This is a genomic window from Citrobacter sp. Cm038, assembly GCF_030333105.1.
Classification (GTDB): Bacteria; Pseudomonadota; Gammaproteobacteria; order Enterobacterales; family Enterobacteriaceae; genus Citrobacter; species Citrobacter murliniae.
This window is the reverse complement of record NZ_JAOWGO010000016.1, coordinates 640,872-655,886: the sequence shown is the minus strand read 5'-3', so window position 1 is coordinate 655,886 and position 15,015 is coordinate 640,872. Positions and strand designations below refer to the sequence as shown.

Annotated in this window: 13 protein-coding genes; 2 read left to right on the top strand and 11 right to left on the bottom strand. The window is 50.4% G+C overall.

Annotated elements, in window-relative coordinates:
- Positions 1-5: 5 nt before the first annotated feature.
- On the bottom strand, positions 6-1,667 hold the full coding sequence (tar, locus tag OGY01_RS05475) for a methyl-accepting chemotaxis protein II (protein WP_225761087.1): 1,662 nt from the start codon (positions 1,665-1,667) through the stop codon (positions 6-8).
- Between the two features lie 404 nt (positions 1,668-2,071).
- Here tar and OGY01_RS05470 point away from each other — a divergent pair, with 404 nt between their 5' ends.
- Complete coding sequence (locus OGY01_RS05470; RefSeq protein WP_045444186.1) at positions 2,072-3,331, top strand: dicarboxylate/amino acid:cation symporter; 1,260 nt, start codon at positions 2,072-2,074, stop codon at positions 3,329-3,331.
- Between the two features lie 71 nt (positions 3,332-3,402).
- Here OGY01_RS05470 and cheW read toward each other — a convergent pair whose 3' ends face one another.
- The 6 genes from cheW to flhD form a co-directional block, all read right to left on the bottom strand.
- Positions 3,403-3,906 carry a chemotaxis protein CheW gene (cheW, locus tag OGY01_RS05465; RefSeq protein ID WP_045444189.1) on the bottom strand — a complete coding sequence of 168 codons (504 nt, stop codon included), beginning with the start codon at positions 3,904-3,906 and terminating at the stop codon, positions 3,403-3,405.
- Between the two features lie 21 nt (positions 3,907-3,927).
- The gene (cheA, locus tag OGY01_RS05460) at positions 3,928-5,961 is read right to left on the bottom strand and encodes a chemotaxis protein CheA (RefSeq protein WP_286492820.1); all 2,034 of its coding nucleotides are present in this window, start codon (positions 5,959-5,961) and stop codon (positions 3,928-3,930) included.
- 10 nt (positions 5,962-5,971) lie between these two features.
- A complete protein-coding gene (motB, locus tag OGY01_RS05455; RefSeq protein WP_200012829.1) occupies positions 5,972-6,901 on the bottom strand; it encodes a flagellar motor protein MotB in 930 nt (309 codons plus the stop codon).
- A complete protein-coding gene (motA, locus tag OGY01_RS05450) occupies positions 6,898-7,785 on the bottom strand; it encodes a flagellar motor stator protein MotA (protein WP_045444201.1) in 888 nt (295 codons plus the stop codon). Before motA ends, motB begins: the two co-directional genes overlap by 4 nt.
- A 125-nt stretch (positions 7,786-7,910) precedes the next feature.
- A complete protein-coding gene (flhC, locus tag OGY01_RS05445; RefSeq protein ID WP_045449675.1) occupies positions 7,911-8,489 on the bottom strand; it encodes a flagellar transcriptional regulator FlhC in 579 nt (192 codons plus the stop codon).
- 2 nt (positions 8,490-8,491) lie between these two features.
- Complete coding sequence (flhD, locus tag OGY01_RS05440; protein ID WP_003034622.1) at positions 8,492-8,833, bottom strand: flagellar transcriptional regulator FlhD; 342 nt, start codon at positions 8,831-8,833, stop codon at positions 8,492-8,494.
- Between the two features lie 791 nt (positions 8,834-9,624).
- Between flhD and uspC the strand changes: the two genes are divergently transcribed.
- On the top strand, positions 9,625-10,053 hold the full coding sequence (gene uspC, locus OGY01_RS05435; protein WP_045444205.1) for a universal stress protein UspC: 429 nt from the start codon (positions 9,625-9,627) through the stop codon (positions 10,051-10,053).
- 17 nt (positions 10,054-10,070) lie between these two features.
- Here uspC and otsA read toward each other — a convergent pair whose 3' ends face one another.
- The 4 genes from otsA to araG form a co-directional block, all read right to left on the bottom strand.
- Entirely contained in the window at positions 10,071-11,489 is a 1,419-nt protein-coding gene (gene otsA / locus OGY01_RS05430; protein ID WP_045444208.1) for an alpha,alpha-trehalose-phosphate synthase, read from the bottom strand.
- Entirely contained in the window at positions 11,464-12,267 is an 804-nt protein-coding gene (gene otsB / locus OGY01_RS05425; RefSeq protein ID WP_045444212.1) for a trehalose-phosphatase, read from the bottom strand. The genes otsA and otsB overlap by 26 nt, the downstream gene beginning before the upstream one ends.
- 176 nt (positions 12,268-12,443) lie before the next feature.
- Positions 12,444-13,430 carry an arabinose ABC transporter permease AraH gene (araH, locus tag OGY01_RS05420; RefSeq protein WP_045444215.1) on the bottom strand — a complete coding sequence of 329 codons (987 nt, stop codon included), beginning with the start codon at positions 13,428-13,430 and terminating at the stop codon, positions 12,444-12,446.
- Between the two features lie 14 nt (positions 13,431-13,444).
- Positions 13,445-14,959: an L-arabinose ABC transporter ATP-binding protein AraG gene (gene araG / locus OGY01_RS05415; RefSeq protein ID WP_225761088.1), complete on the bottom strand. Its 1,515-nt coding sequence runs from the start codon at positions 14,957-14,959 to the stop codon at positions 13,445-13,447.
- Positions 14,960-15,015: the final 56 nt, after the last annotated feature.

Here is a 15,015-nt window from a genome sequence, read left to right as displayed (position 1 = left end):
ATCAGTCAAAATGTTTCCCAATTAGTGTCTTGTTCGGTGGCCGTCTGTCGCGGATGCGACGCCGGAGCCGTTGTTGCAGAAGGCCGGGTATCACGCAATTTAGCCGACACAGGACGTGATGCCAGGCGGAAGGTTGATACGGACTGGGTTAAGCGACTGGCCTGTTCTTCCAGTGCTGCTGCAGCGGCGGCGGACTCCTGCACCAGCGAGGCGTTCTGTTGCGTCACGCGGTCCATCTCAGATACGGCAAGCGCAACCTGGTCTATCCCGCGACTTTGTTCATCAGAAGCCGAAGCAATTTCACCCATAATGTCAGTGACGCGCGTCACTGCATTGACGATGTCATTCATGGTTTCTCCGGCGCTTTCTACCAGAACAGAACCGGTATCGACCCGCGAGACAGAATCTTCAATTAAGGCTTTAATCTCTTTCGCCGCCTGCGCGCTACGGCTCGCCAGGTTACGCACTTCTCCCGCCACCACCGCAAAACCACGGCCCTGCTCACCTGCACGGGCGGCTTCTACCGCTGCGTTCAACGCAAGAATGTTGGTCTGGAATGCGATACCGTCAATGACGCTGATGATGTCGGCAATTTTCTTCGAACTGTCGGCTATTTCGTGCATGGTGTTAACCACACCATCAACCACTTTGCCGCCATGTTGGGCCGTATCGGAGGCGCTTTTCGCCAGTTGAGATGCCTGACGCGCGTTATCCGCGTTTTGCTTAACAGTTGCCGTAAGCTGCTCCATGCTGGCTGCGGTTTCTTCCAGCGCAGAGGCCTGCTGCTCAGTACGGGATGAAAGGTCAGTGTTGCCACTGGCAATTTCACTGGTGCCGGAATAAATCGCATCGGATCCTTCACGCACCAGCGTTACCGTTTCAATCAGCGAACGCTGCATATGATCGACTGTGCTTGCCAGTTCGCCGATTTCATTACGCCCGCTGACGGTCAGCGATGTTGTTAAATTACCGCTGGCAATCTCACGAATATGGGCAATAACGCGGGACAACGGGTTGAGCAGGGTATGACGTATGCCGTACCAGACCACCACCAGAATCAGCACCAGTACCACGGCCAGAATACCGAGCTGCCACTGGGCAAAGTGGTAATCCCGTGCGCTTTCATCAAAAGCATGCAGGTAGAGTTTTTCGCTAACGCTGGCATATTTTCCTAACGCTTCACCGAGGGCGTTTTGCATCCCCTGAGTAGGCTGAGCGAAATATGCATCCATATTGCCGCTTTCCAGGAACTGAACCAGCTCCACTAACGCCGCATGATACTGCTGATATTTCTCATCAACGTTGCCGCTGGCTTCTGCCATATCAGGCAAAGGCGTGATGTTTTTAAAGTTTGCGTAATGCGCTTCTGCTTGCGCCAATGTGCCTTTCGCATTCTTCAGCAGATCGTTTTTCGCGCTGCTCTGCTGATTAGATGCGTCCATCATCATGCGCGCCGATGAACGGCTCAGGTTAATGCGCGTTTGCAGCATTAAGTCCCATGTTGAGGTGAGTTCACTTTGCTGCTGTCGAAGATCGTTTGAAATAACAAAACTTTGCTGGTTCTGTTGCAATGACGAGAACAACAGACCACCGGAAACAAGCTGTAGCAGTGCGAAAACCCCCAGCACCATCATCAGCATTGTTACAACGCGGATACGGTTAAACATAAGGCACCTTCCTGAAAACGAGTTATCAACGTTATCGGCACTCACTGAGATAACTTTACGTTTGCGAAAAGGAAAACCTGGGGGAAATGAACGGCTGAGGCTGATGTGAAGACATTAACGTGCTGACGCCACAAATCGCCAACAAATAAACACCATAATTATCATGTGTATAACACGAGAAAACGGTTATTACGACGACTAACTGACCATCACTGAATGCCACTATGTGATTTAGATCACATAATCACGCCTCAAATACCACAACAAAATGGATAAAAAATTAAAAAAAGTTGTATCCGAGTACGCTTTAATTCAATTTATATGATGAATATTTCGTTACCACTTAATAAGTATAAAAAATGAGTAACCGATCAATAAATGTTAAATCCTGAGAGGGCTTTTTAGTGGCAAGTGCAAACAAACTCACGTTGTTTATCGTGATCTTCATGCTGGCGGGGATCCTGTCGGGCGCGGTGATCCACTCCTATGCCTCCCCAGGTGTCGTTACCACCTGGGCTGATAATATTACACTGCTTACCGACATCTTCTTGCGGCTGATTAAAATGGTCATCGCACCTTTAGTCTTTAGCACGCTGACTGTCGGTATCATGCGCCTGGGAGAAACGTCGACTATCGGACGCGTTGGCGGTAAAGCGATGATCTGGTTTATCAGTTCCTCTGTACTGTCTATTCTGGTAGGCCTTTTCGTTGTCTCCCTTGAGCAACCGGGAAGCGGGCTGAACCTGGCGATTCCGCTGGAAGCAACGGATACCGGTCTGGCCGTCGGTGGCATGAGCCTGAAAGGTTTTCTGTCTCATACCATCCCAACCAGCATTGCCGACGCCATGGCAAACAATGAGATCCTGCAAATCGTCGTGTTCTCAATGTTTTTCGGTATCGGTGGGGCATCGCTGGGTGAGAAATTTAACGCACCGCTGGTCGCTGCGCTGGACGTGGTTTCCCACATTATGTTGAAGGTGACGGGTTATGTTATGTACGTCGCGCCGTTGGCTATCTTCGCCGCTATCTCTTCCGTCATTGCCACGCAGGGATTGGGTATTCTGCTCAACTACGCCTCATTTATTGGCGGCTATTACGTCGCCATCCTGCTGACCTGTCTGGTATTGCTGGCTGTAGGTTATATCGTGCTGAAGAAAGAGGTGTTCCGGCTGGTCAGCATGCTGAAAGATCCGGTGTTAGTCGCCTTCACTACCAGCAGCTCAGAGGCAGCCTATCCGAAAACACTGGAACAGTTAACGACGTTTGGCTGCTCCCGCAATATCGTGTCGTTTGTGCTACCCATCGGCTATTCGTTTAACCTGGTCGGCTCGATGGTGTATTGCTCATTTGCCTCAATGTTTATCGCTCAGGCCTATAACATCCACCTCTCATTCGCGGAAATTACCGTACTGATGCTAACGCTGATGTTGGCTTCAAAAGGGATTGCAGGTGTGCCACGCTCAGCGCTGGTGGTACTGGCTGCGACCATTCCGAACTTCAATATTCCGGTTGCAGGGATCCTGTTACTGATGGGTATTGACCACTTCCTCGATATGGGACGTTCGGCGATTAACGTTTTAGGCAACGGGATCGCTACGGCAATGCTGGCGAAGGATGAAGGTTTGCTACAGGAAGAACCCGAACTGGTTGAGCAGAAAGTGTAAGGTGTAAAAAAGCCGGGTATCGCTAACGCTTACCCGGCCCTTTGAAATATGCCACTGTGTTCCGGCTTTATTTATGCCACGTGATTAGCCGCAATATCCAACAACGCCATCTCTTCGCTGTTAAGCAACTTCTCAATATTTACCAGAATCAGCATCCGATCGCCCAGCGCGCCCAGTCCGGTCAGGTATTCCGTTGACAGCGTGACCGCAAATTCCGGCGCAGGACGGATTTGATCTGTAGTCAGCGACAACACATCAGAAACACCATCAACCACAATACCCACCACACGTTGTCCCAGATTCAGTACAATCACTACGGTGTTCTCGTTGTAATCAACATCGCTCTGGCTGAACTTCACACGCAGGTCAACGATCGGCACAATCACACCGCGCAGGTTAGTGACCCCTTTAATAAAAGAAGGTGTATTGGCAATACGCGTGACCTGATCGTAGCCACGAATTTCCTGCACTTTCAGGATATCGATACCGTACTCTTCATCCCCCAGCGTGAACACGAGGAATTCCTGACCTGACGGTTCGCCGGCCAGTTTAGTTACATTACTCATACCGGTCATATTATTCCCTTTCTTACTCAATCAGGCGGCTGTGATCGCCACACGTTGTTCGCGGTTTAACCCCTGCAATGCAGAAACATCGACAATCAGCGCGACGCTACCGTCGCCGAGGATCGTTGCAGCAGAGATGCCAGGCACTTTGCGGTAGTTGCTTTCCAGGTTTTTTACCACCACCTGGTGTTGACCAATTAACTGATCAACCAACAGCGCGTATCGACGCCCCGCGCTTTGCAAAATCACCACGATGCCCTGAGTCGCTTCGGTTTTTGCACCTTCGACTTCAAAGACTTTCCACAACTCAACCAGCGGTAGATATTCGCCGCGCACTTCCAGAACACGTTCTCCCCCGGCCAGCGGATGGAGATCTTCTTCGCGGGGTTGCAGTGATTCCATGACGGCATTCAGCGGCAGAATAAACACCTCATCCGCCACGCGGACGGACATGCCATCAAGGATAGCCAGCGTTAGCGGCAGCAAAATCCTGATAGTCGTACCCTGGCCCTGTTTTGACTGGATCTCAACATGTCCTCCCATCTCCTGGATATTACGCTTCACCACATCCATACCGACACCACGGCCGGAAACATCCGTTACCTGTTCGGCGGTCGAGAAACCAGGCGCGAAGATCAGCATGCCGACTTCGTCATCGCTCATGTTGTCGTGGATTGGCATCCCCTGGGAGATAGCTTTCGCCAGGATACGCTCACGGTTCAGGCCTGCGCCGTCGTCGGTAACTTCGATACAGATATTCCCGCCCTGGTGTTCAGCAGAAAGCGTCAAATTACCGATCGGACTTTTCCCGGACTCGAGGCGTTTTTCCGGCAGTTCAATACCGTGATCAAGGCTGTTACGCACCAGGTGCGTCAGCGGATCGATAATGCGCTCAATCAGACTCTTGTCGAGTTCAGTAGAGCTACCAATCTGCGTCAGCTCGACCTGTTTACCCAGTTTGCCCGCCAGATCGCGAACCAGACGAGGGAAACGGCTGAAGACGTACTCCATAGGCATCATACGAATCGACATCACCGATTCTTGCAAATCGCGGGCGTTACGTTGTAACTGACCCATGCTGGTGATGAGATCGCCGTGATTTACCGGATCCAATTCGTTAGAACGTTGGGCCAGCATCGACTGCGTAATCACCAATTCACCGACCAGGTTAATCAACTGATCGACTTTCTCTACCGCTACGCGAATGCTGGTTGACTCACTCGCACGAGCAGGTTTTTCACGTTCCGCACGTCCATGTTGCGGTTCACTGGCGGCCACTTTAACCGCTGGCACCGGGGCAACCGGCTGCGGCTCGTCGACGACGGCAACCGCTGCAACTTCCGCTTCAGCAGGTGCTGAAGTGACGGTTTCAAATTCAATCTGATCGGCTTCGATCACGAAGCAGAGCACGGCGATAATGTCATCTTCTGCGAGGTCACCATCGAGCGTTGCCGACAGCGAATCGCTTCCCTTTACCACATCCGTCAAGGTCGCCAGATTCCCCAGTTCCTCTTCCAGTAAATCTACTTCACTGGTTTTCAGACGCGAGAGAACAATACGTTTTTTGACCTCTTCACCTGCTGTCGGGGCGTCTGGTGCCATCGCCTCTTCCTGCATCGCCGCACTGTCAACAACGCTCAGTTTGGCGGAGTTGACGACCGCCGGTGCGGTTTCGCCTTTGGCTTCGAGCGCTAACTGTCGTAACGCATTACAAATGTACTCAAAGCTGGCGGCATCCGGCTCCTCTGAGTTTTTATAGGCGTCGAGCTGTTCCTGCATAATATCTTTCGTTTCCAAAAACAGGTTGATAATGTCGGCATTGAGCTGCATCTCGCCACGCCGCGCTTCATCCAGCAGGTTTTCCATTAAATGGGTCGTTTCCTGCAAAATAGTAAAGCCGAAGGTGCCCGCGCCGCCTTTAATCGAGTGCGCTGCACGAAAAATGGCATTCAGTTGTTCGGAATCCGGGGCTTCAGGAACCAAATCAAGCAGGTGCTGCTCCATGTCGGCCAACAGTTCGTCAGCTTCATCAAAAAAGGTCTGATAAAAATCGCTAATATCCATGCTCACGCTATCACCTCGGATTGGCTGGTGGCGATGTGGGAACGCTTGCCGACGGCATTGCCGCAGGCTGTTGTAATACACTTACCGGCTCATTCTGGCTTTCAGCGTTTTCATGCAAAATGGCCTCTTCCGCCTGCTTATTGAGTACCAGCAGACTTATACGGCGGTTGATGGCGTCCTCAGGACCGCGATCGCTCAGACGCATCGTGGCGGCCATGCCTACCACCCGTAATACTTTTCCCGTGTCCAGGCCTCCGCTGACCAGCTCGCGACGCGATGCATTGGCGCGATCGGCAGACAACTCCCAGTTGCTGTACCCTTTCTCACCGTTGGCATAAGGATAATCATCCGTATGGCCGGAGAGACTGATGCGGTTAGGGATCCCATTCAGGACAGGTGCAATGGCTCGCAGGATATCGCGCATGTAAGGCTCAACCTCGGCGCTGCCAGTCTTAAACATCGGGCGGTTCTGGCTGTCGATAATCTGAATCCGCAGCCCTTCCTGAACTAAATCAATCTTCAAATGCGGACGTAGCGCACGCAGTTTAGGATCGGACTCGATTAACTGGTCCAGATCACCGCGTAATTTACTCAAGCGACTCTGCTCCATGCGCTTTCTCAGGTCATCGATATTCGGCTGCTTATTCACTTCACCCTGTTGCTGGGTGTAATCGTCCCCGCCGCCAGGTATTGGGCTTTGGCTATTCGAAATACGATTTCCACCGGTCACCGCAGTGGCCAGAGGGGTACGAAAATACTCTGCAATCTGGATCAACTCTTTCGGGCTGGAAATGGAAATCAGCCACATCACCAGAAAGAAGGCCATCATCGCAGTCATAAAATCGGCGTAGGCAATTTTCCATGAACCATGCGCCCCACCGCTGTGATTTTTATGTTTTCGTCGTTTTACGACGATAATAGGATGGGCCTGATTTTTCATGCGTCCTCGGTCGTTTGCTGCGGAGTCGGGTTTCTCACCGCACGAACATGTTCTTCCAGTTCGATAAACGAAGGACGCTCACTGGAATACAGCGTTTTACGACCAAATTCGACGGCAATAGGAGGGGCATAGCCATTCAGGTTTGAGAGCAGAGTGATCTTCACGCACTGCATCATTTTGGTCGTTTCAGCACTCTTCTGGCGCAGTACGCTGGCAAGCGGAGAAATGAATCCATAGGCCAGTAAAATACCGAGGAAGGTTCCTACCATGGCGTGCGCAATCAGCGCACCCAGTTCAGCCGCCGGACGATCGGCTGAGGCCAGTGCATGCACAACGCCCATAACTGCCGCTACGATACCGAATGCGGGTAAAGAATCACCGACCATCGCCAGGCTGTTGGCCGGGACTTCAGCTTCACTCTCATGAGTCTCAATTTCTTCGTCCATCAGCGCTTCAATTTCAAACGTATTCATATTGCCGCTGATAATCAGGCGCAGGTAATCGACGATAAAATCAAGCATGATGGCATCCGCGAGGATGCGCGGATAACTGGCGAAAATTTCACTTTCTTTTGGGTTTTCAATATCGCGCTCGAGCGAGAACATGCCCTGCTGACGAGACTTGGCCATCAGGCGATAAAGCAGTGCCAGCAGATCCATATACATGGCTTTGGTGTATTTCGAGCGACGAAAAAGCAACGGGATCGCTTTCATCGTCCCTTTGATGGCTTTGCCGTTATTGCCGACGATGAATGCCCCAATACCCGCACCACCGATGATCACCAGCTCAGCCGGTTGATAGAGTGCCCCAAGGTGTCCGCCGGTCATCATATAACCGCCGAAAACTGTACCAATAACAACCAGGTAACCTAATAAGATAAGCACGACATCATCCTTTCGCAATTGACTATGACAGGATGCGCAGTCGGGCAGTTAACTCAGAGGTCAGGACAAAAAAAAGCAGCGGTAATCTCTTACCGCTGCTGGAGTGTTTATCCACACCGTATCAGTTAAACAGCCTGTTCGATCTGTTCATCCAGCAGTTGTGGAATAATATCGGCAGCATTCTGGGAAAGTTTACGTCTTTTTACGGCCCGCGATGGCGGCTGGCATAAACTGCATGCAAAGCTGCCCACAGGTTGATGCGCGTGAGTAATAAAATTCCCGCCGCAGCAGTTGCAGGTGGACAGTTCCAGCAAGCCACTGTCGACAAAGCGCACAAGAGTCCACGCGCGTGTTAACGCCAGCAAGGGTCCTTCCTCAGGCTGCGGACACTGTTCAAGATATAAACGGTAGGCTTTAATTACGGCATCCACGCCGCTGCACAGACCCGTTTTAAGAAGAAACTGCCAGGCGTTGCAAAACATAGAAGCATGTATATTTTGCTCCCACGTCATAAACCAGTCGGTTGAGAAAGGGAGCATCCCTTTTGGCGGAGGGCTACCGCGTAATTCTTTGTAGAGCTTAATGAGTCGGCCACGGCTTAACTGCGTTTCGCTTTCCAGCATTTGCAAACGGGCGCCCAATGTGATTAATTCCATCGCTAGCTGGATATCACGCGCTTCCTGAACAATGCTTTTTTCGCTCATCATCAAGCCCTTTTCTTACGCGCCGCATCATCAATGTCGCTTAACAGACGCGTTGAAAGCATGATACCGGTGTGAATTTGCTGAAGATCGTCAACGCGAGAATCTTGCGTCAGTCGAGTAACAGTTTGGTGATCATCGAAACGGAAATGACATACCAGTTGATTTGTTTCAGCCAGTTTGACCATTTGAGGAAGTGTTAGTGTTGCCAACGTGTCCGCCATCTCTTCGCTGATACCAAGGCGGAACATCGCGGATGCTTTATCCTGAACGATCAAACGCTGTGCAAGCAATAAATATGACAAATTGATGTCATAAATGTGTTTCAGCAACTCGGATGTATGCATTATTTGCATCCATAATAACCAACATGATTTTTATGCGGTAAAACCGCACCCCGTGATGTCGCCGGGAAGGCCCGGTAAAAAAAAACAAAAGGTCAAATACATAGCAGCGTTACGGCACTTACGCGTTGTGTAAACATTCCCTTTTAAGAAGGCCGCGTTCCTTACAAGCTCACATCAATTCTTACAAATGTCTAAGATTTTTCCTAATTCGACGCAACTCTACCCGCCACCCGTTACACATACAACGGAGCGATGCTGCGAATTTAAAGAATATGTGACACAGATCACATAAAGCAGCTAAAGGATTAACATAAATCCATCAGCGTGGCTTTTACTTTGCTTGTTTTTTGAACTATCGTTCTTCATTTCAATTCCATGCGTACGAATATTATTACAATGAAACCGAATAGCGTCTTATTTACCTGCGTTAATATCACGCACTGAAATAACATGCTGAATAACTTATTCACCATGAAACGTTATTTCATTAAATGCTTTATAAACAACAACTTAAATATTAAGGTCAATTAATTAATACCGCATGGTGACGACATCTTAAATGTTAATTAATGTTTAATTTTTATTAACACATTGTTTTCATTAGCAGTTGATTTCACTTAAATCACCTGAATGCATTTCAGGCTCATTTGACGTGATTATTCTATTTATAAGAATAATTAATGAATAATCATGATGGCATTCACACTATTGTCAGGTGAAACGATGCAGTATTGAGCTAACCCGAGTAAACATGAAAGTTCTCTCATAATTCTTATATAAAGGAGCGAGTTATGAGCTATGCGCACATTCTTGTCGCTGTTGCAGCCACCCCCGAAAGCCACCAGCTGTTAGCGAAGGCCGTTTCTATCGCTCGCCCTGTAAATGCCCGTATTAGCCTGATAACCCTTGTCTCGGACCCTGAACTGTATAATCAATTCGCTGCACCAATGCTGGAAGACCTGCGTGAAGTGATGCAAGAAGAGACACAGGATTTTATTGATAAGCTCAGTAAAGAGGCTCAGTACCCCATTGAGAACACCTTCATCACCTATGGGGCACTGAACGAACATATTCTCGACGTGTGCCGCAAGCACGCTGTCGATCTTGTCATTTATGGCAACCATAACCAGAGCTTCTTTTCGCGAGCATCCTGCTCAGCGAAAAGCGTTGTCAGCGCAAGTCAGGTGGATGTGCTGCTGGTTCCGCTGGCGGGTGACTAATCACCGAGCATCGGATTTCAGGCCAGTTTGGGCAATGAGGCCACGTTGTCGTGCGGCTGGCTTTCAGCATGACGTGGCGCGACCTTTTTTAGGTCACGAATAAAACTGGCCTGCCAGTTGTCGATATCGTTTTTGACAATCGTCTCCAGCATCCCGGCGTGACGCGAAATACGCTCATCAAGCGGCATGATTAACGCTCTGTTCAACGCGCTGGCAACGTCATCCCGATCGTAAGGGTTAACGATCAGCGCGGAGGCCAGCTCATTCGCCGCCCCGGCAAACTGTGATAACACCAGTACGCCGGGATTGGCAGGATCCTGTGCGGCGACAAACTCTTTTGCCACCAGATTCATGCCGTCCCGTAATGGCGTAACCAGCCCAACATCCGAGTAACGGAAAATCTTCATCAGCAATTTGCGGTCAAAGTACTGGTTCAGGTAGTAGAGAGGCGTCCAGCCCAGTTGACCATATTTGCCGTTAATTCGCCCGGCTTCGGTCTCTAGCTGATGACGAATATCCTGATAAGCCTGAACTTCTTCGCGCGATGTCGGCGCTATCTGTGTATAACGAATCTTACCGTGGTGCTGAGGGTAATTTTCTAACAAAGACTCATAGGCCTGAAATCGCTCCGGCAGGCCTTTGGAGTAATCCAGCCGCTCGACGGAAAATATATTCTTCACATTCTTTAATTCAGCCTTTAACTGCGCCATTTTCGGCGGAAGCGGCCCTGCCGCCTGTTTGGCGATTTCATCCGGCGCAATACCGATAGGATACACCTCAGTGCGAAACGCTTTATTCCAGGCATGGTGATGTTTGTCGCGTGTGGTCACTCTGGTTTGAGCGCTCAGACAATCGAGAAAAGCCTGACGATCATTTTCGGTCTGGAACCCGAGTAAATCAAAATCACACAACTGCTCAAGCAATACTTTGTGTGGCGGTAGCGCGGTGAAAATTTCGGGCGTCGGAAAAGGAATATGCAGGAAAAAACCAATACGGTTATTCACACCACGCTTACGCAGTTCACTGGCAAACGGGAGTAAATGGTAGTCGTGAACCCAGATGATGTCGTCATCACTCAGCAGTGGCAGCAGTTTATCAACCAGTAAGGCATTCACCCGCTGATAGCCTTCCCATGCAGGACGCTGAAACTGCACCAGATCCAGCCGGTAGTGAAATGCAGGCCATAAAACGGCGTTCGAAAACTGACAGTAATACTCTTCGTAATCCTGTTCGCTCAGATTAAACGATGCCCAGGTAATATTGCCGCGGGTAACTTTTTTTAGCGGTTTATCTTCATTGCCTGTTTCACCGCTCCAGCCAAACCATAGCCCGCCTGCGGCCTTCAGAGCGCCCAGTACACCGACCGCAAGACCACCTGCGTTCCCTTTATCATCCGGTGAGGCAATTCGATTAGATACTACGACTAAACGGCTCATAGCTATCTCTCCTGTCATTCGTTGTTTTTTGTTCTTGCTGCGGACAGTTGATTTGCTCCAGCCAGCGCCAAACATCTGTTACGCCTGCCAGACGCCATGTCGCCTGAGTCGCCCCGCTTCCCACCTTTACGGAGATACCGCCGGCGCGGTTCACTACTCTAAAACCGGCCTCATCCGTCAGGTCATCACCAATAAAAACGGGTACTCTTCCGGCAAAAGGGGCTTCCTGCATAAAGGCATCTATAGCTTCTCCTTTATTCGTACCTTTTGGTTTAATCTCCACGACGCATTTCCCAGGCTGTAGCGCAAGCTGCGGCCATTTATGGATGATGTGCTGAGCCAGTGCCAACAGCGCCGCCTCATGCTCAGGAGCCTGTCGATAATGCAGGGCAAAAGCCATGCCTTTTGCTTCAAGCGTGGTGCCTGGCAGTTCTGCCATCGCCGCATTTAGTAGCACACCAATTTCACGTTCAACATCCTGAGGTAGACTCACAATATGGGCATGGCCATTGATGTCGCGGCGTTCTGCCCCATGCACTCCGGCAAGCGGAAAGCGAAAGGGAGTAGTGAGTACGTCAAGCTCAGCCATTGAGCGCCCTGAAATCAATGCCAGTGCTCCCGCATTTTGCGCCGCCAGGCGATGTAACAAATGCAGGACTGTCTTAGGGACAACTACCTGATCAGGATGCGGTTTAATCTCTGCCAGGGTTCCATCAAGATCGAAAAAATAAGCACAGTTTGCAGATAGCTCAGGGGTTACGGTTAGCGATGCTGTCACCCGAATCTCCTCCTCATCATTGTCTGTGCGACGCGCGGATCGCGCCGTATATGTGATGTATGACGGATATAAGTATAGACAGTGTGACCAGGCTCGCCATTTGGAAAAACAATCGCCAGCCGGTATAGCGGCTGGCGATGAGGAGAAGCTAGACTAAAAAGTTGGCAATGAAATTATCAAACAGTACGCTTCGCTTTTTGTTTGTAACGGTCGAAGATCACCGCCGCCAGCAGGATTAAGCCTCGAACCACATATTGTGCAAACGGAGAAATGTTCAGCAGGTTCATCGCGTTTTCAACGGTTCCAAGAATCAGCACCCCGGCGACTACATATGAGATTTTTCCGATGCCGCCTTTGAGTGAAACACCCCCTAAAACACAGGCTGAAATCACAATAAGCTCATAACCGATAGAGGTCATTGGCTGGCCGCTGGTCATGCGCGATGCCAGAATAATCCCCGCAACGGCGGATACCAGGCCGGAAAGAATAAAGATAATTATCTTGGTGCGTACTACCGGAACCCCGGCCAGACGCGCAGCCTCCTCATTACCACCAATTGCCAGCGTATTACGTCCAAAGGTGGTTTTATTCAGCAGTAGGCCAAAAATAATAAAGCAGCCTACCGTCAACCAGATGGGTGCCGGCAACCCTAACCAGTTGGCATAGCCGAGTGCAAAAAAGCGCTCGTCTTCAATCCCTACCGCTTTACCGTCGGAGATAATGTAGGCCAGACCGCGAACAATCTGCATAGTTGCAAGCGTGGTGATCAGCGCATTAATTTTTAAACGTGCAATTACGAACCCATTCACCAGGCCGCACAGAACGCCTAACAACAGTCCTGCGGCAACGCCAATCCACAGGCTTTCCGTCATATTGATGACCACAGCGGTTGTAACCCCGGCGCAGGCAATTACCGAAGCGACCGAGAGGTCAAAGTCACCGGATGCCAGGCAAAACAGCATCCCGCAGGCGACCATACCCGACATGGAAACAGCCAGCCCCAGCCCCTTCATATTAATAAAAGTGGCAAAGTTAGGTACGAAGATGGCGCAAACCAGGAACAATGCGGCGAAAACCACCAGCATCCCATATTGATCCCAAATTCTGCCAAGATTTAGCGCCGATTTTGATGCGCCAGAACCCGATGTAGAAACCGAAGACATTATACTCTCCTTATTCAGGCTACAGCCTGGCTGACTTTAGGCATAGCAAGGCTTAGCGCCTGCCGTTCATCCGCCTGTTCATGAAGTAACACCCCCGCAATCTCCCCTTCCCTCATCACTACGATACGGTCGGCGACACCGAGAACCTCCGGCAGGTCACTGGACGCAAACAGCACGGCAACGCCGCGCGCCGCCAGCGCATAGATCACGTTATAAATCTCATGTTTCGCCCCCACATCAATGCCGCGCGTAGGTTCGTCGAGCAGAATCACTTTCATCTCTTCCGATAACCAACGCCCCAGAATGGCCTTCTGCTGATTACCGCCGGAAAGGTTCATGATTAATTGCTCTGCACCCGGCGTTTTAATGTTCAGTGCGCGAATATGGTGGTCGGCATTCGTTTCTTCCCAGTTGTTGTTGATCAGGCAACCACCAAGTACATGTTTACGACGCGCGCTGATATTGATGTTGTTACGTACCGAATGCACAGGAATAATCCCTTCGGCTTTTCGATCCTCAGGACACAGCATCATCCCCGCCTCGATAGCGTGGCTGGGTTTACGGATGTTGATTGACTTTTCATCAATAAATACCTGACCGGCGGTGATCCGCGTCCCTCCAAACAGCCCTTTCATCAGTTCGCTACGTCCGGCTCCAACCAGCCCGAACAACCCGACGATTTCGCCACTGCGTACTGATAAACTGATCGGCGTACGTACACCGGGCGCCTTCACCTCATGCAGACGCAGACGTTCTGCACCATAAGGTCTGGATTTCCAGCCGTAGATATCTCCGAGGTCACGCCCCACCATTGCCTGTACCAGCGCCTCGTGATCAACCTGCTGCATATCTGTAAAGGTTTTAACGTACTGACCATCTTTAAACACGGTGATGGCATCACTGAGGGCGAAAATCTCTTCCATTCGGTGCGAAACATACAGAATGACGCGCCCCTCATTACGCAGTTCACGAATGACGCGAAACAGATTCTCAATCTCCCTGGCGGAAAGGGAGCTGGTTGGTTCATCAAAGGCGATAATTTTGGCATTGCGCGCCAACGCTTTCGCAATCTCCACCATTTGCCACTGACCAATAGAGAGATATTTCAATGGGGTGGACGGATCGATATCCATCCCTAAATGTTTTAACTGCAGACCCGCTTCGTAGTTCAGTAGCGAGCGATTAACAATTCCACCCTTGTGCGGAAGCTGGCCTAAATAGATGTTCTCGGCGACGGTCATTTCCGGCACCAGATGCAGCTCCTGATAAATTATGGCGACACCGGCGTTCAGCGCGGTGGTTGTATCCGCAAAGGAAACCTCCTGTCCGCGGATCACCAAAGAACCCGTCGTTGGCGCATAGTTACCGCTGAGAATTTTTAATAATGTTGATTTCCCGGCGCCATTTTCACCCATCAGGGCATGCACCTGACCGGCATAGCAGTCAAAGCTGATATCCGTTAGCGCCTTAACGCCAGGAAAGGTTTTGCCAATGCCACGAAATGAGAGATACGGGGTAGACTGTTGCATAACGTCTCCGTGAGTCAGTATCGTTCTAACCTGTTGCCGGATGGCGGCGTTGCCTT

Coding starts and splice junctions, on each gene's coding strand:
- tar (WP_225761087.1), bottom strand. CDS start 1,667: ATGTTTAACCGTATCCGCGTTGTAACAATGCTGATGATGGTGCTGGGG.
- cheW (WP_045444189.1), bottom strand. CDS start 3,906: ATGACCGGTATGAGTAATGTAACTAAACTGGCCGGCGAACCGTCAGGT.
- cheA (WP_286492820.1), bottom strand. CDS start 5,961: ATGGATATTAGCGATTTTTATCAGACCTTTTTTGATGAAGCTGACGAA.
- motB (WP_200012829.1), bottom strand. CDS start 6,901: ATGAAAAATCAGGCCCATCCTATTATCGTCGTAAAACGACGAAAACAT.
- flhC (WP_045449675.1), bottom strand. CDS start 8,489: ATGAGCGAAAAAAGCATTGTTCAGGAAGCGCGTGATATCCAGCTAGCG.
- flhD (WP_003034622.1), bottom strand. CDS start 8,833: ATGCATACATCCGAGTTGCTGAAACACATTTATGACATCAATTTGTCA.
- uspC (WP_045444205.1), top strand. CDS start 9,625: ATGAGCTATGCGCACATTCTTGTCGCTGTTGCAGCCACCCCCGAAAGC.
- otsA (WP_045444208.1), bottom strand. CDS start 11,489: ATGAGCCGTTTAGTCGTAGTATCTAATCGAATTGCCTCACCGGATGAT.
- araH (WP_045444215.1), bottom strand. CDS start 13,430: ATGTCTTCGGTTTCTACATCGGGTTCTGGCGCATCAAAATCGGCGCTA.
- araG (WP_225761088.1), bottom strand. CDS start 14,959: ATGCAACAGTCTACCCCGTATCTCTCATTTCGTGGCATTGGCAAAACC.